Genomic DNA, 19,745 nt, shown 5'->3' with positions numbered 1-19,745 from the left:
AGCCTGCGTGGTCGATGGCGGCATGCGTGCCGCCATCGCCATTTTCAACGACTATATTTACGATCAACGCCAAGCCCGTCAGGGCGCACCGGGACCTTCATGGACATTCTTTTCATCGCCGACCCGCTCACGCAATTCAAGATCTACAAGGACTCGACCTACGCGATGATGGCCGAAGCGGCGCGCCGCGGCCATGTGGTGTACACGTGCGAGCCGAAGCATCTGGCGTGGACAGGCGGCGACGTCGAGGCGAACGTGCAGCGCGTTGAGATCGTCGGCGACGGCGCCGATCTGCATCGCGACGTCTGGTATAACGCCGAAGCGGCCACGCCGCGCGCGCTCAAGGGCTTCAGCGCGGTGGTGATGCGCAAGGACCCGCCGTTCGACATGGAATATGTCACGTCGACCTGGCTGCTGGAAATGGCCGAACGCGCCGGCGCACGCATTTTCAACAAGCCGCAGGCGATTCGCGATCACTCGGAAAAGCTCGCCATCGGCGAGTTCGCGCAGTTCGTCACGCCCACGCTGGTCACGCGCGACGCGACCCGCTTGCGTGCTTTCCACGAAGAACACGGCGACGTGATCCTGAAGCCGCTCGACGGCATGGGCGGCATGGGCGTGTTCCGCGTGAAGGCCGACGGCATGAATCTCGGCTCGATCATCGAAATGCTGAGCCACGACGGCGCGCGTTCGGTGATGGCGCAAAAATTCATCCCCGAGATCAAGGAGGGCGACAAGCGTATTTTGCTGATCGGCGGCGAAGCCGTGCCGTATTCGCTTGCCCGTATTCCTCAGGGTAATGAAGTGCGCGGCAATCTCGCGGCCGGTGGCCTCGGCATGGCGCGGCCGCTAACCGCGCATGACCGCAAAATCGCCGATACGCTGGCGCCCGTGCTCGCCGCGCGCGGTTTGCTGCTGGTCGGGCTGGACGCGATTGGCGACTGGTTGACCGAAGTGAACGTGACGAGCCCGACGTGCTTCCGCGAGATCATGGATCAAACCGGTTTCGACGTCGCCGCCATGTTCATCGACGCGCTGGAGCGCGCGGCGGGTTGATGATGCGGGCCGATTTGCGCTCTTGAATGGCCGCCATGATCCCCAAACTGTGTATTAAATCCGCATCATGCAGCATGCCCGCTTTGGCGTGAAAATGAGCCTGATACAATGCCCGCTCTCGCGCGCCGAGCCGGATCGATGGCCTCCTGAACGGTGTCGTGGAGATGGATCGCGGGCTGTGAGCGAGCGGGCTTTCGCGGGCACGGGCATGGCGTCATGCGCCGCGGGCCGCCCGCCGGATTCATGCGTTCCGGCCCTCATGGCCCACGGCCGGTCGAGGGCGCTGACGAACCGGGCTGCGTCCCGGTCCACGGTTGGGGCCGTTCTTTTGCAGTAAGGCTGACATGGCAGGTATTCTGATCATTGCGCACGCTCCGTTCGCCACCGCGTTGCGCGATTGCATTTCGCACATCTACGGTGGCTTGCCGGCTCGCATCGGCGTGATCGACGTATCGCCGGATTGCGATCCCGCGCAGCAGGTCGCGTTCGCGCACGCGGAGATCGAGCGTCTCAAGGAAGAAAACGGCGCGCTCGTGCTCACGGATATGTTCGGCGCCACGCCGGCGAATATCGCCGGCCGGCTCGCTTCCGTGCCGAACGTACGCGTGCTGTGCGGCGTCAATCTGCCGATGCTGGTGCGCGCGGTCTGTTATCGCGCCACACCGCTCGACACGCTGGTCGACAAGGCGCTTGCCGGCGCGACCAAGGGCGTGCATGCCATCGGACCGGCCACGCCGGCACCCGTTGCGCCCACCGCGGAGTCCGGCGACTGTTTGCCCGCCCTGCCGCCCGATGCGGCGTCCGGCGGCGCGTGTATGCCGGCCTTGCCGGCCGACGCCGATCTCACGCAGAAAGCCGACTCGGCCGGCCTGTAGGCAGACTGGCCGGCTGCCTGGCTTTCAACCGCATTGCCAACGCTGTGCAGATTCACCTTTCACAACCACACTTACCCGCGCTTCGGACCATCACATGCTGCAACAGGAAACGACTATCGTGAACAAGCTGGGGCTGCACGCGCGCGCGTCGGCCAAGTTGACGCAACTCGCAGGCAACTACCAGGCGGAAATCTGGATGAGCCGCAATGGCCGCCGCATCAATGCCAAGAGCATCATGGGCGTGATGATGCTGGCGGCGGGTATTGGCAGCACGGTGCTGATCGAAACAGAAGGCGCGGACGAAAAAGACGCGATGGACGCATTGTTGAAACTGATTGCCGATAAATTCGGCGAGGGTCAGTGAGCTAGCGCGTCCACGTTGCGATGAGCGAAAACGCCGCGGCTGCCCGCGGCGTTTTTTTTAACGCGCGAAAATGGCCGGACGAAAGCGCGTCAGGGCGCGCATCGACATTCGCATGCAGGGTTCGCGTTGCCGGAATGCAAGTCGAATGAAGCTGCGTTGCCAGCCCGCTTACGGCAATTCGTGCTGCGCTGCACACAGACCCGACGTACCGGCAAGGGGCGCGGAATTTATAATGGCGCAGAATGTCTGAGAGCATTGCAGCGGTTTGCCGCGGCATCACACAACTAGAGGAGGTGCGCGTGTCCTTCACGCTGCATGGAATTCCCGTGTCACGCGGTATCGCCATCGGGCGGGCTTATCTGATCGCCCCGGCCGCACTCGACGTCGACCACTATCTGATCGAGCCCGCCCAGATCGAAGGCGAGGTCGAACGCTTTCGCGCGGCCCAGCAACACGTGCATCACGAGCTCGACGCGTTGCGCGCCGATCTCGCCGCCGACGCGCCCAGCGAGATGGGCGCGTTCATCAACGTTCATTCAATGATCCTGAACGATGCGATGCTCGTGCAGGAAACCATCGACCTGATCCGCACGCGCCGCTACAACGTGGAGTGGGCGCTGACCGAGCAACTCGAGCGCCTGTCGCGCCATTTCGACGATATCGAAGACGAATATCTGCGCGAGCGCAAAGCCGACATCGAGCAGGTGGTGGAGCGCGTGCTGAAGGCGCTCGCGGGCGCGTCCGTCGCGCTCGCCGATGGCGTACACGGCGCCTGCGACGAGATGATCGTGGTCGCGCACGACATTGCGCCGGCCGACATGATGCAGTTCAAAACGCAAACGTTTCAGGGTTTCGTCACGGACCTCGGTGGTCGCACCTCGCATACGGCGATCGTCGCGCGCAGTCTCGGCATTCCCGCCGCGGTCGGCGTGCAGCATGCGAGCGCGTTGATTCGCCAGGACGATCTGATCATCGTCGACGGCGATCACGGCATTGTAATCGTCGATCCCGCGCCGATCGTGCTGGAGGAGTATTCGTACCGGCAAAGCGAAAAAGCGCTCGAGCAGCGCAAGCTGCAACGGCTGAAGTTTTCGCCCACTCAAACGCTGTGCGGCACGCGCATCGAGTTGTGCGCGAACATCGAGTTGCCGGACGACGCGAGCGCGGCGCTCGACGCGGGGGCGATGGGGGTTGGCCTGTTTCGCTCCGAGTTCCTGTTCATGAATCACAAGAACCGCTTGCCGGAAGAGGAGGAGCAGTTCGCCGCGTACCGTCGCGCGGTCGAATTGATGAACGGCCTGCCGGTCACGATCCGCACGATCGACGTGGGCGCCGACAAGCCGCTCGATTCGATGGGCGGGGGCGACGGTTACGAAACCGCCGCGAACCCGGCCCTGGGTCTGAGAGCGATTCGCTGGAGCCTCTCCGAGCCGCAGATGTTCCTCACGCAGTTGCGCGCCATACTGCGCGCGTCGGCGTTCGGCACGGTGAAGATTCTGATTCCGATGCTTGCCCATGCGCAGGAAATTGACCAGACGCTCGACCTGATTCGCGAAGCGAAGCGTCAGCTCGACGATGCGGGCATCGCCTACGATCCGAACGTGCAGGTGGGAGCAATGATCGAGATCCCGGCTGCCGCCATCGCCTTGCCGCTGTTCCTGAAGCGGCTCGATTTTCTGTCGATCGGCACCAACGATCTGATCCAGTACACGCTTGCGATCGATCGCGCGGACAACTCGGTCGCGCATCTGTACGACCCGCTGCATCCCGCCGTGCTGCATCTGATCGCGTTCACGCTGCGCGAGGCGAAGCGGGCGGGCGTGCCGGTGTCGGTGTGCGGCGAGATGGCGGGAGACCCGGCGTTGACGCGTCTATTGCTCGGCATGGGTCTCACCGAGTTCTCGATGCACCCGAGCCAGTTGCTGGTGGTCAAGCAGGAAGTGCTGCGCGCGCATCTGAAGACGCTGGAAAAGCCGGTGGCCGACGTGCTGGCCTCGTTCGAACCGGAAGAGGTGCAGGCTGCGCTCAAGCGCGTGGCGCTGGCTTGAGCCGCCGGAGTCACGTCTTCGAATGAGAAACGCCGCCTCATGGGCGGCGTTTCCTTTTCAGTCGTCAGTCAGCCGATCAGGCGGGATGCATTTGCCCACACACGGGGCAATCCGGCTGACGCGCGATGCGCATGGTGTTCCACTCCATGCGCAGCGAATCGAGCATCATCAGTCGGCCGAGCAACGGCGTGCCGATTCCGCCGATCACCTTGAGCGCTTCGGCGGCCTGCATCGAGCCGACAATGCCGACGGTCGGCGCGAAGACGCCCATGGTCGAACACGCGACTTCCTCGAACGGCTGGTCTTCGGGGAACACGCAGGCATAGCAGGGAGACGTTTGGTCGCGGAAATCGAAGGTGCTGATCTGCCCGTCGAAGCGCAGCGCCGCACCCGACACGAGCGGCACGCCATGCTTCACGCACGCGCGATTGATCGCATGGCGCGTCGCGAAGTTATCCGTGCAGTCGAGTACGACAGTGGCATGCGGCACGTGCGCGTCGAGCCACGCGTCGTCGACGCGTTCGGCCACCGCATTCACCAGCACCTCGGGATTGATCCGCGCGATCGCGTCGCGCCCGGACTCCACCTTCTTGCGTCCGACGGATGCGGTCACATGCAGGATCTGCCGCTGCAGATTGGTCAGGTCGACCGTGTCGGCGTCGACCAGTGTCAAGCGGCCCACACCTGCCGCCGCCAGGTACATGGCGGCGGGCGAACCCAGGCCGCCCGCGCCGACGATGATCGTGTGAGCGTCGATAAAGCGCTGCTGCGCCTCGATGCCGATTTCGTCGACGAGGATGTGGCGGGAATAGCGAAGGAGTTGATCGTCGTTCATGGCGGGGCGCGTGAGTGTGTCGCGCGACGAGAGGCAGGGCCCGATGGGCGTGCCGTGCGCGGTTTCGTTATTTTAATCGCGCGGGGAGCGGGTGGTCTGGCTGGTGCTCAGGATCACACGGCGTGTCTTCGCAGCATGGTTCGCTGCGAAGACACGTGGGCTCGATGCTTATTTGCTTTGCGTAGCAGGCGTCGAGGCCGGAGCCGGGCCCGATGCACCCGGCACCGGTTGCGTCGGCTTGACCGCGACCGGCGCGGACGCCGAAGCGGCCGGCTTGTTCTGCGCGAGACGGCGCTCGGTCAGCGACTTCGATTCCTGCACCGGCTTGCCTTCCAGCTTGTTCAGCGCCTGTTGCAGCATGAAGTCGTCGGCCGAACCGAATTCCACCGGCTTGCGCTCACGATCCTTCTGACGCTGTTCCGGCGTCTTCTTGTCGTTCTGCTCTTCAAGCATACGCAACTGGTCCATGCGTTCCTGTTCGCGCTGTTCCGCTTCCTTCTTCTCGTTCGGATCCTGCGTGTTCGCAAGGTGATTCGAGTAGTCGACTTCGCGGGTGACGAGCGCGTCGTCCGGATCGCCTTCCGCGTATTGATCGACCGCGATGTCAGGACGGATGCCCTTGTTCTGGATCGACCGGCCGCTCGGCGTGTAGTAGTACGCCGTGGTCAGACGCAGCGCGGTCTCGGCCGTCATGGGGCGCACGGTCTGCACCGAACCCTTGCCGAAGGTGGTCTTGCCGACGATCAGCGCACGATGCTGGTCCTGCAGCGCGCCCGCGACGATTTCCGACGCCGACGCGGAGTACGCGTTGGTCAGCACGATCATCGGCACGGTCTTGAAGATCGGCGCTTCGTCCTTCAGCGGATCGCTGTCGAAAGATTGCAGGCGGTAGTTGTCGTAAGTGTCGCGATAGACCTGCTTCGAATCCGGAATCTGGCCGTTGGTGGACACCACAACCGAATTCGGTGGCAGGAACGCGCCAGCCACGCCGACCGCGCTTTGCAGCAGACCGCCGCCGTTATTGCGCAGGTCGAGCACGAGACCCTTCAGGTTCGGCTGCTGACGCGCGATGTCTTGCAGCTTCGCGGCGAGATCAGGCGTGGTGCGTTCCTGGAAGCTGGTGATCCGCACATACGCGTAGCCCGGCGCGAGGATCTTCATCTTGACCGACTGGACCTTGATGACCGCGCGGGTCACCGTGAGCGGGAACGTGCGGTCGTCGGTCTTGCGGAAGATCGTGAGGGTGACCTTGGTGCCCGGCTCGCCGCGCATCTGCTTGACCGCCTGGTCGAGCGTCATGCCGCGCACGGGCTTGTCGTTGATTCGCGTGATCAGGTCGCCCGGACGGATGCCGGCGCGGAACGCGGGTGTGTCTTCGATCGGCGAAATCACTTTGATCAGCCCGTCTTCCGACGAAATCTCGATGCCGAGACCGGCGAAGCGACCCTTGGTCTGCTCCTGCAGTTCCTCGTAATCGGTCTTGTCGAGATACGACGAGTGCGGGTCGAGGCTCGACACCATGCCCTTGATGGCGGCGGTGAGAAGCTTTTTGTCGTCGACGGGTTCGACGTACTCGTGCTTGATTTGCCCGAACACTTCGGCAAAGAGCCTGAGCTGGTCCAGCGGCAGCGGTGCAACGGCGCTGGAGGCGGCGCTAGCGGGTTGCTGCGCCGAAGCGGAAAGTTGCAGGGTGGCAAATGCACCGGTAGCAAGGCCCGCGGCAATCAGGCCGATATTTTTCAGGTTCTTTCGCATAGAGTCTGTTGCGGTCGGAAGCGCGTGGCAGCGTCGATAGAGATGGGGACGGACAAGTATAACTGCACACGCCAAGTCAGGGCGTAGCGCGGGCAATCGTGATTCGACAGCGCAGGCGGGGTCTGGTTCGTGAGATTACGCCCGCAACGCGTAAGTCATGTGCGGTAACGGCGTGAGGGCGGCCAGAAAGGCGCGCGCGAATGAGGTGAGCCGCGCGGACCGGTACGTCTTGCCGGTCCGCGCGGCCATTCGCCGCCGTCGCGCGACATTTCTGACGGCAACATGGCGGCGAGATGGCAGGATCAGCCCGCTTTGCCTTGCTTGGCGACTGCGGCTTGCGCCTTGGCGATCGCGTCCTGGTCGCCCAGATAGTAGTGCGTAAGCGGCTTCAGGTTCTCGTCCAGTTCGTAGACGAGCGGCACGCCGTTCGGAATATTCAGACCGACGATGTCGTTGTCCGAAATATTGTCGAGGTATTTCACGAGGGCGCGGATCGAGTTGCCGTGGGCGGCGATCAACACCTTGCGGCCCGACTTGATCGCCGGCGCAATCGACTCGTTCCACAGGGGCAGAACGCGCGCGACCGTGTCCTTCAGACATTCGGTGAGCGGCAGCTGTTCGCGCGGCACCTTGGCATAGCGCGGATCGCTGTAGGGCGCGCGCTCGTCCGTCGGCTCGAGTGCGGGCGGCGGCGTGTCGTAGCTGCGGCGCCAGACCAGCACCTGTTCGTCGCCGAATCTGGCGGCGGTCTCAGCCTTGTTCAAACCCGACAGCGCGCCGTAGTGACGCTCGTTCAGGCGCCACGAATGCACCACCGGCAGGTACATCAGATCCATCTTGTCCTGCACGTGCCACAAGGTGCGGATCGCGCGCTTGAGCACCGACGTGTAGGCGATGTCGAACGTGTAGTCCGAATCCTTCAGCAGCACGCCCGCTTGCTGCGCTTCGCTGTTGCCCTGCTCGGTGAGGTCGACGTCGACCCAGCCCGTGAAGCGGTTTTCCTTGTTCCACGTCGATTCGCCGTGGCGGATGAGAACGAGTTTGTACATGAGATTGCCGGTCGGTAGTGAGGAAGCGGTAAAGCGCTGCGGGGGTCCTCCGGAGGAGCGCCGCCATCGCGTCAGACGGTTATTTTATAATGCCTGGATTGCCCTTTTCGATTTCTCTCTTTTTCGGCGGATTTTCCGTGAAGTTTTTCACTGATTACACAAACCTTGTACTGATCGCGATCGTCCTCATCTCCGGTGGGTTGCTGCTGTGGCCGACGATCAGCCGGCGCGGCCGCGGCGGCCTGTCGGCCGCTGAAGCCACGCAACTGATCAACCGGCGCAATGCGGCGGTCATCGACCTGCGTCCGTCCGCCGACTTCGCCAACGGGCATCTGCCAGCGGCGCGGCACCTTGAATTTGCAGAGTTGCAGGCGAAGGTCGCGCAACTCGTGAAGAACAAGAGCAACCCGGTGCTGCTGGTATGCCAGACCGGCCAGCAGTCGAACAAGGCAGCGCGTATCGTGCAGGATGCAGGGTATGCGGAAGTCCATGTTCTCGAAGGCGGTGTCGACGCCTGGCAGAAAGCCGGCATGCCGGTTGTGAAACAAGGAGCAGCCAAGTGAACAAAGTGATCATGTACAGCACCCAGGTGTGCCCGTATTGCCAGATGGCCGAACGTCTTTTAAAGTCGCGCGGCGTCGAGCACGTTGAAAAGGTACTGATCGACAAAGACCCGGCCCGCCGTGAGGAAATGATGACCCGGACCGGTCGCCGCACGGTGCCGCAAGTGTTCATCGGCGAGACGCATGTCGGCGGGTACGATGACCTTTCCGCGCTCGATCGCGCGGGCGGTTTGATGCCGCTGCTCGAAGCAACCGCCTGAATTCGCGCGCTCGCGGGCGCGCGACAAGGGCGGGTGAACACCAAGCCGGCGCTTTCCCGCTCCATCAGGGCGGGCGGCGCGCCGCAACGATCTGGCGGCCCATGCGACCATGGGCCGCCGCCATGCATACCTATCAGGGAATCACTCCATCATGTCCGACGAGAATAACCAGCCGTTCTTCAACATCCAGCGCATCTACCTGAAGGACATGTCGCTCGAGCAGCCGAATTCGCCGGGCATCTTCCTAGAGCAGGAAATGCCGTCGGTCGAAGTCGAAGTCGACGTGAAGGCCGAGCGCCTCGCCGACACCGTGTTCGAGATCCTCGTCACCGGCACGGTCACGGCCAAGGTGTCGGACAAGGTCGCGTTCCTGATCGAAGCCAAGCAAGCCGGCATTTTCGACATCCGCAATATTCCGGCTGAGCAGATCGACCCGCTCGTCGGCATTGCCTGCCCGACCATTCTGTTCCCGTACCTGCGCTCGAACATCGCCGACGCGATCACCCGCGCCGGTTTCCCGCCGATCCACCTCGCCGAAATCAACTTCCAGGCGCTCTACGAGCAACGCCTCGCGCAGATGGGCGGCCCGGACGGCGCGGCGCAAAGCGGCGTCACGCACTAACGTGCCGCAAGCGGTGCCGGCTATGAAGGTTGCCGTCCTTGGCGCCGGCGCATGGGGCACAGCCCTCGCCGGCCATCTGGCCATGCGGCACGACACGATGTTGTGGGCGCGCGACCCCGCGCTCATTGCCGATCTCCGCGCTTCGCATGAAAACGCCCGCTATCTGGCGGGCGTTGCTTTGCCGCCGGCGCTTCGTTACGAAGCGGATTTCGACGCGGCGCTCGGGCACGCGCTCGCCGACGACGCGTTATGCGTCGTGGCCACGCCCGTGGCCGGACTGCGCGGTCTGTTTCGGGCCATGCGCGACGCGGGCAAAGTGCCGGCGCATGTGGTGTGGCTGTGCAAAGGTTTTGAAGCCGATTCGCAGTTGATGCCGCATCAGGTGGTCGCGGCCGAACTGCCGGAGCACGGCAGCAACGGCGTGCTGTCCGGGCCGAGTTTCGCGCGCGAGGTCGGGCAGGGCTTGCCGGTCGCGTTGACTATCGCGAGCGCTTCGGCGGCCTGCCGCGAGCGCACGGTCGCGGCGTTTCACCACGGCGCCATGCGCATCTATACCGGCGACGACGTCGTCGGCGTGGAAGTGGGTGGCGCGGTGAAAAACGTGCTGGCTATTGCCACGGGCATTGCCGACGGCCTCGGGCTCGGTCTGAACGCGCGTGCGGCATTGATTACACGCGGCCTCGCTGAAATGTCGCGTCTCGGCGTGACGCTCGGCGGGCGCGCGGAAACGTTCACCGGCTTGACGGGCCTGGGCGATCTGATCCTGACCGCCACCGGCGATCTGTCGCGCAATCGCACGGTCGGCCTGCAACTCGCCGCGGGTCGGACGCTCGACGATATTCTGGGCGGCCTCGGTCACGTGGCCGAAGGCGTGCGTTGCGCGCAAGCGGTCCTCGCGATCGCCCGCGCACATGCCATCGAGATGCCGATCACGCAGGCGGTTTGTGCCGTGCTGTTCGACGGCGTGGCTCCTCGCGACGCCGTCAGCGCCCTGCTGCGGCGCGACTCCAAAGCTGAATAAGCCTTGTCTGTCAGCCGTTTAGCGCGCAAAAGCGCTGAACGGCTGCCCGCTCCCGCTGTCCACGTTTTTATCGACGCTTCGGATCAGCGAGGTTCCCATGCTCCGTTTCAACCGTTGCACGCTGGAAGCGCGTGTGGTCGACATCACCGGCCTCGCCGTGGATGCGATCGTTAACGCCGCGAATACGTCGTTATTGGGCGGAGGCGGCGTGGACGGCGCAATTCATCGCGCGGCCGGTACCGAGCTGGTGCGGGAGTGCGCGACGCTCGGCGGCTGCGCGACCGGCGACGCGAAGCTGACAGGCGGCTACCGCTTGCCGGCCAGACATGTGATTCACGCGGTCGGTCCGCGCTGGCGGGGCGGTGCGCATGGCGAGGCCGACTTACTGGCGTCCTGCTACCAGCGTTCGCTCGAGGTAGCGCGCGAGGCGCGGTGCCGCAGCATCGCGTTCCCCGCGATTAGTTGCGGCATCTACCATTTTCCCGCTGACGAGGCCGTGCGGATTGCGCTCGGCACGGTGCTCGCCACCTTGCCGCGCACGCCGCGGATCGAACAGGTGGTGTTCGCCTGTTTCGACGGCGCGATGCTCGCGCGCTACGAGGCCGAAATGCGGCGCCGTCAGGCGCCGCCGTCGAAGCCGGTCTGACGCCAGGCTTCGAATACCACGATCGCGACGGTGTTCGACAGGTTCAGGCTGCGGTTGCCCGGCCGCATGGGCAGGCGCACGCGCTGATCGTTGGCGAACTGGTCGAGTACCGAGTCGGGCAGGCCGCGCGTTTCGGCGCCGAATACGAACCAGTCGCCGGATTGGAACGCGTGCTCGTGAAAGCGGCCCGAGCCGCGCGTGGTGAAGGCGAACATGCGCGCCGGGTCCGGCGACTCTTTGGCGATGAACGCCGCCCAGTCGGCGTGCACGTTCATTTGCGCGTACTCGTGATAGTCGAGTCCGGCGCGGCGCAGCTTGGCATCGTCGAGCGGAAAGCCGAGCGGTTCGATCAGATGGAGCCGCGCGCCGGTGTTGGCGCACAGGCGGATCACGTTGCCGGTGTTCGGCGGGATTTCCGGTTCTACGAGAACGACATTGAACATGGTGAGCTCAGGTTGAGACTAGTTTTTCGGCGTGCGCAGCGCGACGAAGTTGGTGACCCGCCGCGCACCGGCGGCCTTGAGCGTGCGAGCCAGCGCCTCGAGTGTCGCGCCGGTCGTCATCACGTCGTCGACGATGCCGACATGCAGGCCTTGCACGGCCCCTGCGACCTTGAAGGCACGGCCTACGTTCAGACGGCGGGCGTCGAGATCGAGCCGCGACTGCGGCGCGGTGTGAATCACCCGATGCAGCAGGGTCGCGTCGCTGCGCACATTGAGCGCGCCAGCCAGCGGCTTCGCGATTTGCCACGCCTGGTTATAGCCACGCTCGATGAGGCGTTTTGGGGCAAGCGGCACGGGCGCGATCACGTCGGGCCATTCAGCGAGGTCTTGCCAGGAATCACGGGCGAGACGCGCGAGGCGTTGCCCGAACTCGCGCGCCAGCATAAGCCGGGCGCGGAATTTCAGACCGACCGCCAGCGTGTCGAGCGGGGCGCGATAGTCGGCAAGGGCCAGCGTGGCGTCGAACGGTGGCGGCTCGCCGAGGCAATCCGCGCACCGATACTGGGTGCGGGCCGCCCATCGCGCGGCGGATAACGGTACCGCGCAGACAGTGCAGCGCAACCGGCCTTCGTTCCAGTAGGCCGCGTCGCAACCGGCACACATCGTCGCATGCGACAAATTGCCGCATAAGGCGCACAGATTCGGCAGCGCAGCCTGCGTCACACGTGGCCATGCCGAATTGACGGCACGCACGAAACGCGCGAATCGGCGGCCGGAAAAAGACGAAATGGGTCGGAGTGGCATAGCTGGACCGCCCGCGAAGGCCTTTCACGCTCAATGGAGGGAAGCGAGCGAGTATACTTCGGGCTCTACGCCAGTACGACACCCATGTCCCCAGCTCCCGCTCAATCAGGCCGTCCGGCCTATGACTCCCAACGCCTGCGGCGGATCTTTGACCGCCGCGCGGCGACTTTCGCCGACGTCGCGTTCCTGCCTCGCGAAATCGCGCAGCGCATGCGCGAGCGTCTCGATTACATCAAGGTCACGCCGGCAAGCGTGCTCGATGCCGGCTGCGGGATGGGTGAAGACATTCCCGCTTTGCGCGAACGCTTTCCCGAGGCGCCGGTGTTCGGCTCCGACCTGTCGCACGGCATGCTCACGCGCGCGCTGCAGCACGATGCGGGTGACACGAGCTGGCGGCGCTTTTTGCCCGCCACGCTCGGCAAGGCACTCGGCGCGCGTGGGCCACGCTTCGCGCAAGCGGACTTCTCGGCGCTGCCGTTCGCGGCCGGCGCCTTCGAATTCATCTGGTCCAATCTGGCGTTGCACTGGCATTCGCGGCCCGATCTCGTGTTTCCCGAGTGGCAGCGCGTGTTGAAAGTCAACGGCCTGCTGATGTTCAGCACGCTCGGTCCCGACTCCCTCAAGGAGTTGCGTGGCGCCTACGCCGAAGTCGAGGCCGCGCACGGCGTCGCCTCGCGCAAGCATGTGATCGACTTCGTCGACATGCACGACCTGGGCGATATGCTGGTGGAAAGCGGTTTCGAGATTCCGGTGATGGACCAGGAAGTTCTCACCATCACCTACAAATCCCCTGAGTCGCTGCTCGCCGACGTGCGCCGTTGGGGCGCCTATCCGTTCGAGCGCGAAGCCTCGTCGAGCGCTGCCGCGCGCAGACTGCACAAGGCTTTGCTGGCTGCGCTCGAAGCCCGCCGGCGCGCCGACGGCACGATCGCGCTGACCTTCGAGGTGATCTACGGACACGCATGGAAAGCGGTGCCGCGCACTACCGCCGAAGGTCATGGGATCGTGCGGATCGAGGACATCGGGCGAGGTTCGGCACGGAATCGTTGAGGAATCGACGAGGTGGTAAAGAGCACATCTGTTATGTCTGAAATTAGCGCTTCAAAAGACCCGCAAAAGGTGCGTCAAAACGGCGCGGAGGCTTGTCGCGCCTGGCTTGTGAGCCAATTGAGGCTTGCTTGTGGATGCTATGGATCGCGCCTATAATGCGTCAGTTTGTCGCCTGGAGTTCCCACATTTGGGGCGGCAAGCCCGAGGCATAGGGCAGCAAGATAAGATGACGCGGCGGTGATCGGCTGGCCGCGATAGCGGTCGCAAGGTATGGCCGCAGGCGGCGACTGGAGGCAATCGGTGGGAGGCAGCGATGCAAGCATCAGATCTGCTGGCGGATTCAGAACCGGTCCTGAAAGACTGGACGATGAAACGCAACTGTTCGATATCGCCGCGGCAGTTCATCTGTTTCTACGTGTCGCTTGCGTTGTTCTCGCTGGTAATTGCTTTCATGCTGGTTCTGGTCGGCGCCTGGCTGGTGTTGCCGTTCACCGGTATCGAATTGCTGACGGTGGGCATCGCGTTTGCCATATATGCGCGTCATGCTGTGGACTACGAGCGCATCCGGTTGTTTCAGAACCGGCTCGTCGTCGAGCAGGTCAGCGCCGAGCAGCTTACGCAGTTCGAGTTCAATCCGCGCTGGGTGCGGATCGAAGCGGGCGCCACGCCGCGTGACCGGATCAAACTGGTCTCGCGCGGCCAGACGATCATGATCGGGCAACATCTCGCGCAATATCGGCGCGCGCAGTTCGCAGGCGAATTGCGTATGTGGCTCACGCGTTGTTAGACGTGTTGAGAAGCGCGGCGTTCACGGGGAGCGCGAGGCAGCCTGCCAGCGGGGTCGAGGGTTTGAATGGAAATTTTGGGTAAGGAAGCTATGAAAACAATCAAGCGAGCCCTCATGGGCGTGCTGGCGATGAGCGGACTGCTTTTCGCCGGTGCCGCCCTGGCAGTGGGCGATGTTCCGGGCGGCCCCGCCGTCAACGAGATCAATCTCCAGCCGCCTGCGACAAAAATCGCTGAGGAGCTCTTCAGCCTCCACATGTTCATGCTGGTGCTTTGCACGGTGATTTTCGTCGGCGTGTTCGCCGTGATGTTCTATTCGATCTTCGCCCACCGCAAATCGAAAGGCCACAAGGCTTCGAATTTCCACGAAAGCACCACCGTCGAAATCATCTGGACGATCGTGCCGTTCATCATCGTCGTGTTGATGGCGCTGCCCGCCACCAAGACCGTCGTGGCGATGAAAGACACCACCAACGCCGACGTCACTATCAAGGTCACCGGCTACCAGTGGAAATGGGGCTACGACTATGTGAAGGGCCCGGGCGAGGGCATCAGCTTCCTGTCCACGCTGTCCACGCCGCGTGCGGAAACCGACGGCCGCCAGCCGATTTCCACCACGTATTTGCAGGAAGTCGACAATCCGCTCGTCGTGCCGGTCGATAAGAAAATCCGCATCATCACCACCGCGAACGACGTGGTCCACTCCTGGTACGTGCCGGCGTTCGGCGTGAAGCAGGACGCGATCCCGGGTTTCGTGCGCGACACGTGGTTCAAGGCTGACAAGGTCGGCACGTTCCGCGGCTTCTGTACCGAGCTGTGCGGCAAGGAACATGCGTTCATGCCGGTGGTGGTGGAAGTGCTGTCCGCCGACGACTACGCGAAGTGGGTCGACGCGCAGAAGAAGAAAATGGCCGCAGGCCAGGACGATCCGAACAAGACCTACACGATGGCCGAGCTGATGGAACGCGGCGGCAAGGTGTACGCGGCGAACTGCGCGGTCTGCCACCAGCCGAACGGCAAGGGCGCGGGCGCATTCCCTGCGCTCGACGGCAGCAAGATCGCCAACGGCGCGATTGCCGAGCACGTCAGCCTCGTGCTGAAGGGCAAGAACGCGATGCCCTCGTGGGCGCCTACGCTGAACGACGTCGAAATCGCCTCGGTCGTCACGTACGAACGCAATTCATGGGGCAACCACACTGGCGACATTCTCCAGCCGAAGCAGGTTGCGGACGCGCGTAATGGCAAGCTGCCGGAAGGCGGCAACCATCTGGCCGACGCCGGCGCGGCAGCGAGCGGCGCAGAGGCGGCTTCGGGCACCTCGGGCGCGCAAGCGGCAGCGGCCGGCTCGGACAGCGCGGCATCGCAGGCAACACTCCCGGCCAGCATCTACTTCGACACCGGCAAGAGCACGCTGCCGGCCGACGCGAAAGCGGCAGTCGACGCAGCCGCGGCCTACGCGAAGGCGCACCCGGACGCGAAATTCACGCTGTCGGGCTTTACCGACGCGACCGGCTCCGCCGATCTCAACGCGAAACTCGCGAAGAGCCGCGCCGAAGCCGTGCGCGACGCGTTGAAAGCAGCCGGCATTGCCGAAGACCATATTATTTTGAAAAAGCCGGAAACGATCACGGGCGGCAGCGACGCGAAAGAAGCCCGGCGTGTTCAGATCAGCCCGGCTGCCTGACGTGTTCATGGTCAGCACCGCAGTATTCGCTTTAGGAGATTGTCATGTCTAGCATCGGACACGATGTAGTCGCGGGCCACGAGCACGTGCACGGCGACCATGCCCACGAAACGCCGCATGGTTGGCGCCGTTGGCTGTTCGCAACCAATCACAAGGACATCGGTACGCTGTACCTGATCTTCTCGTTCACCATGTTCCTCTCCGGGGGCGTGATGGCGCTGATGATCCGTGCCGAACTGTTCGAACCGGGCCTGCAGATCATGCGTCCCGAGTTCTTCAACCAGTTGACCACCATGCACGGCCTGATCATGGTGTTCGGCGCGATCATGCCGGCCTTCGTCGGCTTCGCGAACTGGATGGTGCCGCTGCAGATCGGCGCATCGGACATGGCTTTCGCCCGCATGAACAACTTCAGCTTCTGGCTCCTGCCGGTGGCGGCTGTTCTGCTGGTCGGTTCGTTCTTCTCGCCGGGCGGCGCGACCGCCGCAGGCTGGACGCTCTACGCGCCGCTGTCCACGCAGATGGGCCCGGGCATGGACTTCGCGATTTTCGCGGTCCACTTGATGGGCGCCTCGTCGATCATGGGCGGGATCAACATCGTCGTGACGATCCTGAACATGCGCGCGCCCGGCCTCACGCTGATGAAGATGCCGATGTTCGTCTGGACGTGGCTGATCACCGCGTACCTGCTGATCGCCGTGATGCCGGTTCTGGCAGGCGCGATCACCATGGTGCTGTTCGATCGTCACTTCGGCACGTCGTTCTTCAACGCGGCAGGCGGCGGCGACCCGGTCATGTACCAGCATATCTTCTGGTTCTTCGGGCATCCCGAGGTGTACATCATGATCTTGCCGGCGTTCGGGATCGTCTCGCAGGTGATTCCGGCGTTCTCGCGCAAGCCGTTGTTCGGTTATAGCTCGATGGTGTACGCAACCTCGTCGATCGCGATTCTGTCGTTCATGGTCTGGGCGCACCACATGTTCGCCACCGGCATGCCGGTGACGGGCCAGCTGTTCTTCATGTACGCCACCATGCTGATCGCCGTGCCCACGGGCGTGAAGGTGTTCAACTGGGTCGCGACGATGTGGCGCGGTTCGCTGAGCTTCGAAACGCCTATGCTGTTCGCAGTCGGCTTCCTGCTGGTGTTCACGTTCGGCGGCCTGTCGGGTCTGATGCTGGCCATGGCGCCGCTCGACATTCAGTATCACGGTACTTATTTCGTGGTCGCGCACTTCCACTACGTGCTGGTGGCGGGCTCGCTCTTCGCGCTGTTCTCCGGCTGGTACTACTGGGCGCCGAAGTGGACCGGCTGGATGTACAACGAAACGCGCGGCAAGATTCACTTCTGGGCGTCGATGTTCTTCTTCAACCTCGCGTTCCTGCCGATGCACTTCGTCGGCCTCGCAGGTATGCCGCGTCGTTATGCTGACTACCCGGCACAGTTCACCGACTGGAACCAGGTCATCTCGATCGGCGCGTTCGGCTTCGGTCTGGCGCAGGTCTACTTCCTGTTCGCGGTTGCACTGCCGGCCTACCGTGGCGGCGGCGAACTCGAAAAGGCTGGCGACAAGCCGTGGGACGGCGCAACGGGCCTCGAGTGGACCGTGCCGAGCCCGGCTCCGTTCCACACGTTCGAAAACCCGCCGACGGTCGAGTAACTGACAGCTGGTGAGGTTGCCGGCTCGGGCAGCGCAGCAGTGCGCTGGCCGAGCCGGCAGGCACGAAAGCAGTGGCGGCATCTGTAGTCACGAAAAGTATTCTGAAAGTCGAGCATGACGCGCAATCCTCAAGAAAGACGTACGCCCGAGCAGATTCGCGCGGGCAACCGGCGGATCGGTTTCGTGATGTTCGTGATCGCCGCGGTCTTTTTCGCGAGCGTGATCATTCATCAGAAGTGGTTCTCCTGACAAAGTGGTTCGAGTCAGTTTGCAGGTTTGTTGAGGATTGAGATGTCGACGCAACCTCCGGCTCAGGCCGACCGTTCTTTTAACCGTTCGATGTTGATCAAGCTGTTCATCGTCGCCTTGATGATGTTCGGTTTCGGCTTCGCACTGGTGCCGATGTACCGCGCGATCTGTCAGATCACCGGCATCAACAACCTCGTGCAGCGTGATGCCACGGCGCGCGAGGCGAAGAATACGCAGGTCGACATGAGCCGCACGATTTCGATCGAATTCGATGCAAACGCGCGCGGCCCGCTGGGTTTCAAGCCGGAGCAACGTAGTCTCGACGTGCATCCGGGCGAAGTGACGACGGTGATGTACGAGGTCAGCAACGAACAGGCGCGCACGATTCAGGCGCAGGCCATTCCGAGCTACGCGCCGAAGCAGGCAACCGAGTACTTCAAGAAGATCGAATGTTTTTGCTTTACGCAGCAGACCTTGACGGCGAATCAGACCAAGCGGATGCCGGTGGTGTTCGTGGTCGATCCGAAGTTGCCGAAGGACGTGAAAACGATCACGTTGTCGTACACGTTCTTTGAATTGAATACGCCGGCGGCGGCGACGGCCGGAAGCGCGGCGCCCACGGCCAACACGGCGGCCACGACGGCCAATCCCGCCTGATGGCTCACGCCGCGAGCGAAGGAAGACGAAACAAGATGAGCGACAACGGCAGCAGCCCGCGCAAAAGCAGTTTTGGCCAGTCGATGCGTGCGGTCTTCTGGTCGTTTATCGGTGTACGCAAGCGCCGCGATCTGGAGGCTGACGCCACGCAGCTGAACCCGCTGCACGTGATCGCGGCAGCGTTGATCTGCGCGGCAATTTTTATCGTGGCGTTGATTCTGATCGTGCGCGCCGTGGTAGGTTGAAGCGGCGGGCGCACACGTAGGACCGGGCGAAGCAGCGCCCAGAAATTGGAGCGAAGCGGTGCGGTATCGACGCGCCGCCGAAGATACAGCCGGAGATTCCGGAACAACTGGACTGAAGTGGAGAATCAAGAATGAGCGGTCAAAACGAGAGCCCGTACTATTTCGTACCGCATCCGTCGCGGCATCCGATCAGCGCCGCTGCTGGGTTGCTGGTCATGCTCGGATCGCTTGCGGCCTGGATCAACGAACATGACTGGGCGCCGATCGGCGTCGTCGCCGGTTTGTTGTGGCTGCTCTTTACGTTGTGGCACTGGTTCGGCGACGCGATTGCAGAGTCGGAAGGCGGCATGTACGGCAAGAATGTCGACAAGTCGTACCGCTGGAGCATGAGCTGGTTCATTTTCTCCGAAGTGATGTTCTTCGGTGCGTTCTTCGGCGCGCTGTTCTATGCGCGTGAAATCGCGCTGCATCAATTGGGCAGCCTGGATTACAAGCTGATCTGGCCGGACTTCTCGGCAGTGTGGCCGAACAACGGCCCGGCGGCGCTGGTCTCGACGTTCAAGTCGATGCAACCGTGGCCGGTCCCGACCATCAACACGGCGCTGCTGCTTTCCTCGGGTGCGACGCTGACGGTATCGCACCACGCGTTGCGTGAGAACCATCGCAAGAAGGCGATCATCTGGCTGGCCGCAACGCTCGTGCTCGGTGTCTGCTTCCTGTTCCTGCAAGGCTTCGAGTATTTCCACGCATATAACGAACTGAACCTGACGCTGTCCTCGGGCGTGTATGGTTCGACGTTCTTCCTGTTGACCGGCTTCCACGGCTTCCACGTGTTCCTCGGCGGCACGATGCTGGCAGTCGTGCTGGTGCGTATGATCCGCGGCCACTTCACGGCGGACCATCACTTCGCGTTCGAAGGCGCGGCCTGGTATTGGCACTTCGTGGACGTCGTGTGGCTCGGGCTGTACGTCGTGGTGTACTGGCTGTAACGCAGTCTGGCCTGCGCCGACCGGCAACCCGGAGCGTGCAGGCCGTTCGCGCAACGTCTTTGGACGTCGCGCACGAGCAGTATGCA

At 63.3% G+C, this 19,745-nt stretch carries 22 protein-coding genes; 17 read left to right on the top strand and 5 right to left on the bottom strand.

The window, feature by feature from the left end:
• The first annotated feature begins 99 nt into the window (after positions 1-99).
• The 4 genes from gshB (at position 100) to ptsP (ending at position 4,343) form a co-directional block, all read left to right on the top strand.
• On the top strand, positions 100-1,056 hold the full coding sequence (gene gshB, locus CJU94_RS03925) for a glutathione synthase (protein WP_095417595.1): 957 nt from the start codon (positions 100-102) through the stop codon (positions 1,054-1,056).
• 344 nt (positions 1,057-1,400) lie between these two features.
• Positions 1,401-1,931 (top strand): PTS sugar transporter subunit IIA, encoded by a 531-nt coding sequence (locus CJU94_RS03920; protein ID WP_095417594.1) that lies wholly within the window; start codon positions 1,401-1,403, stop codon positions 1,929-1,931.
• Positions 1,932-2,025: 94 nt separating this feature from the next.
• Positions 2,026-2,295, top strand: a complete 270-nt coding sequence (locus CJU94_RS03915; protein ID WP_085482323.1) for an HPr family phosphocarrier protein — start codon at positions 2,026-2,028, stop codon at positions 2,293-2,295.
• Between the two features lie 299 nt (positions 2,296-2,594).
• Positions 2,595-4,343, top strand: coding sequence for a phosphoenolpyruvate--protein phosphotransferase (gene ptsP / locus CJU94_RS03910; protein ID WP_095417593.1), 1,749 nt, complete (start codon positions 2,595-2,597; stop codon positions 4,341-4,343).
• Positions 4,344-4,419: 76 nt separating this feature from the next.
• On the opposite strand, the gene CJU94_RS03905 is transcribed toward ptsP, so the two are convergent.
• The 3 genes from CJU94_RS03905 to gpmA form a co-directional block, all read right to left on the bottom strand.
• Positions 4,420-5,178: a HesA/MoeB/ThiF family protein gene (locus CJU94_RS03905; RefSeq protein WP_095417592.1), complete on the bottom strand. Its 759-nt coding sequence runs from the start codon at positions 5,176-5,178 to the stop codon at positions 4,420-4,422.
• A 168-nt stretch (positions 5,179-5,346) separates the two neighbouring features.
• Positions 5,347-6,933: a S41 family peptidase gene (locus CJU94_RS03900; protein WP_095417591.1), complete on the bottom strand. Its 1,587-nt coding sequence runs from the start codon at positions 6,931-6,933 to the stop codon at positions 5,347-5,349.
• Between the two features lie 302 nt (positions 6,934-7,235).
• Positions 7,236-7,982, bottom strand: coding sequence for a 2,3-diphosphoglycerate-dependent phosphoglycerate mutase (gene gpmA / locus CJU94_RS03895; protein ID WP_095417590.1), 747 nt, complete (start codon positions 7,980-7,982; stop codon positions 7,236-7,238).
• Between the two features lie 137 nt (positions 7,983-8,119).
• Here gpmA and CJU94_RS03890 point away from each other — a divergent pair, with 137 nt between their 5' ends.
• The 5 genes from CJU94_RS03890 to CJU94_RS03870 all read left to right on the top strand — a co-directional run bounded on the left by CJU94_RS03890 (position 8,120) and on the right by CJU94_RS03870 (position 11,094).
• On the top strand, positions 8,120-8,545 hold the full coding sequence (locus CJU94_RS03890; protein ID WP_095420209.1) for a rhodanese-like domain-containing protein: 426 nt from the start codon (positions 8,120-8,122) through the stop codon (positions 8,543-8,545).
• The gene (gene grxC / locus CJU94_RS03885; RefSeq protein WP_007179466.1) at positions 8,542-8,805 is read left to right on the top strand and encodes a glutaredoxin 3; all 264 of its coding nucleotides are present in this window, start codon (positions 8,542-8,544) and stop codon (positions 8,803-8,805) included. The genes CJU94_RS03890 and grxC overlap by 4 nt, the downstream gene beginning before the upstream one ends.
• A 151-nt stretch (positions 8,806-8,956) precedes the next feature.
• Positions 8,957-9,427, top strand: a complete 471-nt coding sequence (gene secB / locus CJU94_RS03880; protein WP_095417589.1) for a protein-export chaperone SecB — start codon at positions 8,957-8,959, stop codon at positions 9,425-9,427.
• A gap of 22 nt (positions 9,428-9,449) precedes the next feature.
• Complete coding sequence (locus CJU94_RS03875) at positions 9,450-10,448, top strand: NAD(P)H-dependent glycerol-3-phosphate dehydrogenase (RefSeq protein WP_095420208.1); 999 nt, start codon at positions 9,450-9,452, stop codon at positions 10,446-10,448.
• A gap of 97 nt (positions 10,449-10,545) precedes the next feature.
• Positions 10,546-11,094, top strand: coding sequence for an O-acetyl-ADP-ribose deacetylase (locus CJU94_RS03870; RefSeq protein WP_095417588.1), 549 nt, complete (start codon positions 10,546-10,548; stop codon positions 11,092-11,094).
• On the opposite strand, the gene trmL is transcribed toward CJU94_RS03870, so the two are convergent.
• Positions 11,067-11,537: a tRNA (uridine(34)/cytosine(34)/5-carboxymethylaminomethyluridine(34)-2'-O)-methyltransferase TrmL gene (gene trmL / locus CJU94_RS03865; RefSeq protein WP_095417587.1), complete on the bottom strand. Its 471-nt coding sequence runs from the start codon at positions 11,535-11,537 to the stop codon at positions 11,067-11,069. The genes CJU94_RS03870 and trmL overlap by 28 nt on opposite strands.
• Before the next feature lie 18 nt (positions 11,538-11,555).
• Positions 11,556-12,341, bottom strand: a complete 786-nt coding sequence (locus tag CJU94_RS03860; protein WP_095417586.1) for a ComF family protein — start codon at positions 12,339-12,341, stop codon at positions 11,556-11,558.
• An 84-nt stretch (positions 12,342-12,425) separates the two neighbouring features.
• Here CJU94_RS03860 and CJU94_RS03855 point away from each other — a divergent pair, with 84 nt between their 5' ends.
• The 8 genes from CJU94_RS03855 to CJU94_RS03820 all read left to right on the top strand — a co-directional run bounded on the left by CJU94_RS03855 (position 12,426) and on the right by CJU94_RS03820 (position 19,659).
• Positions 12,426-13,391 (top strand): methyltransferase domain-containing protein, encoded by a 966-nt coding sequence (locus tag CJU94_RS03855; protein ID WP_095417585.1) that lies wholly within the window; start codon positions 12,426-12,428, stop codon positions 13,389-13,391.
• Between the two features lie 313 nt (positions 13,392-13,704).
• A complete protein-coding gene (locus CJU94_RS03850; RefSeq protein ID WP_095417584.1) occupies positions 13,705-14,178 on the top strand; it encodes a DUF2244 domain-containing protein in 474 nt (157 codons plus the stop codon).
• Positions 14,179-14,244: 66 nt separating this feature from the next.
• Entirely contained in the window at positions 14,245-15,861 is a 1,617-nt protein-coding gene (gene coxB, locus CJU94_RS03845) for a cytochrome c oxidase subunit II (protein WP_095417583.1), read from the top strand.
• Between the two features lie 44 nt (positions 15,862-15,905).
• A complete protein-coding gene (gene ctaD / locus CJU94_RS03840; protein ID WP_091796860.1) occupies positions 15,906-17,519 on the top strand; it encodes a cytochrome c oxidase subunit I in 1,614 nt (537 codons plus the stop codon).
• A 114-nt stretch (positions 17,520-17,633) separates the two neighbouring features.
• Complete coding sequence (locus CJU94_RS41690; protein ID WP_095417582.1) at positions 17,634-17,768, top strand: cytochrome oxidase small assembly protein; 135 nt, start codon at positions 17,634-17,636, stop codon at positions 17,766-17,768.
• A gap of 42 nt (positions 17,769-17,810) precedes the next feature.
• Complete coding sequence (locus CJU94_RS03830; RefSeq protein WP_095417581.1) at positions 17,811-18,425, top strand: cytochrome c oxidase assembly protein; 615 nt, start codon at positions 17,811-17,813, stop codon at positions 18,423-18,425.
• 35 nt (positions 18,426-18,460) lie between these two features.
• On the top strand, positions 18,461-18,670 hold the full coding sequence (locus CJU94_RS03825) for a DUF2970 domain-containing protein (RefSeq protein ID WP_095417580.1): 210 nt from the start codon (positions 18,461-18,463) through the stop codon (positions 18,668-18,670).
• A gap of 131 nt (positions 18,671-18,801) precedes the next feature.
• A complete protein-coding gene (locus tag CJU94_RS03820) occupies positions 18,802-19,659 on the top strand; it encodes a cytochrome c oxidase subunit 3 (RefSeq protein ID WP_007179453.1) in 858 nt (285 codons plus the stop codon).
• Positions 19,660-19,745: the final 86 nt, after the last annotated feature.

This window comes from Paraburkholderia aromaticivorans, from assembly GCF_002278075.1.
In the GTDB taxonomy this organism is placed as follows: Bacteria; Pseudomonadota; Gammaproteobacteria; order Burkholderiales; family Burkholderiaceae; genus Paraburkholderia; species Paraburkholderia aromaticivorans.
This window is presented reverse-complemented; position numbering and strand designations above follow the sequence as displayed.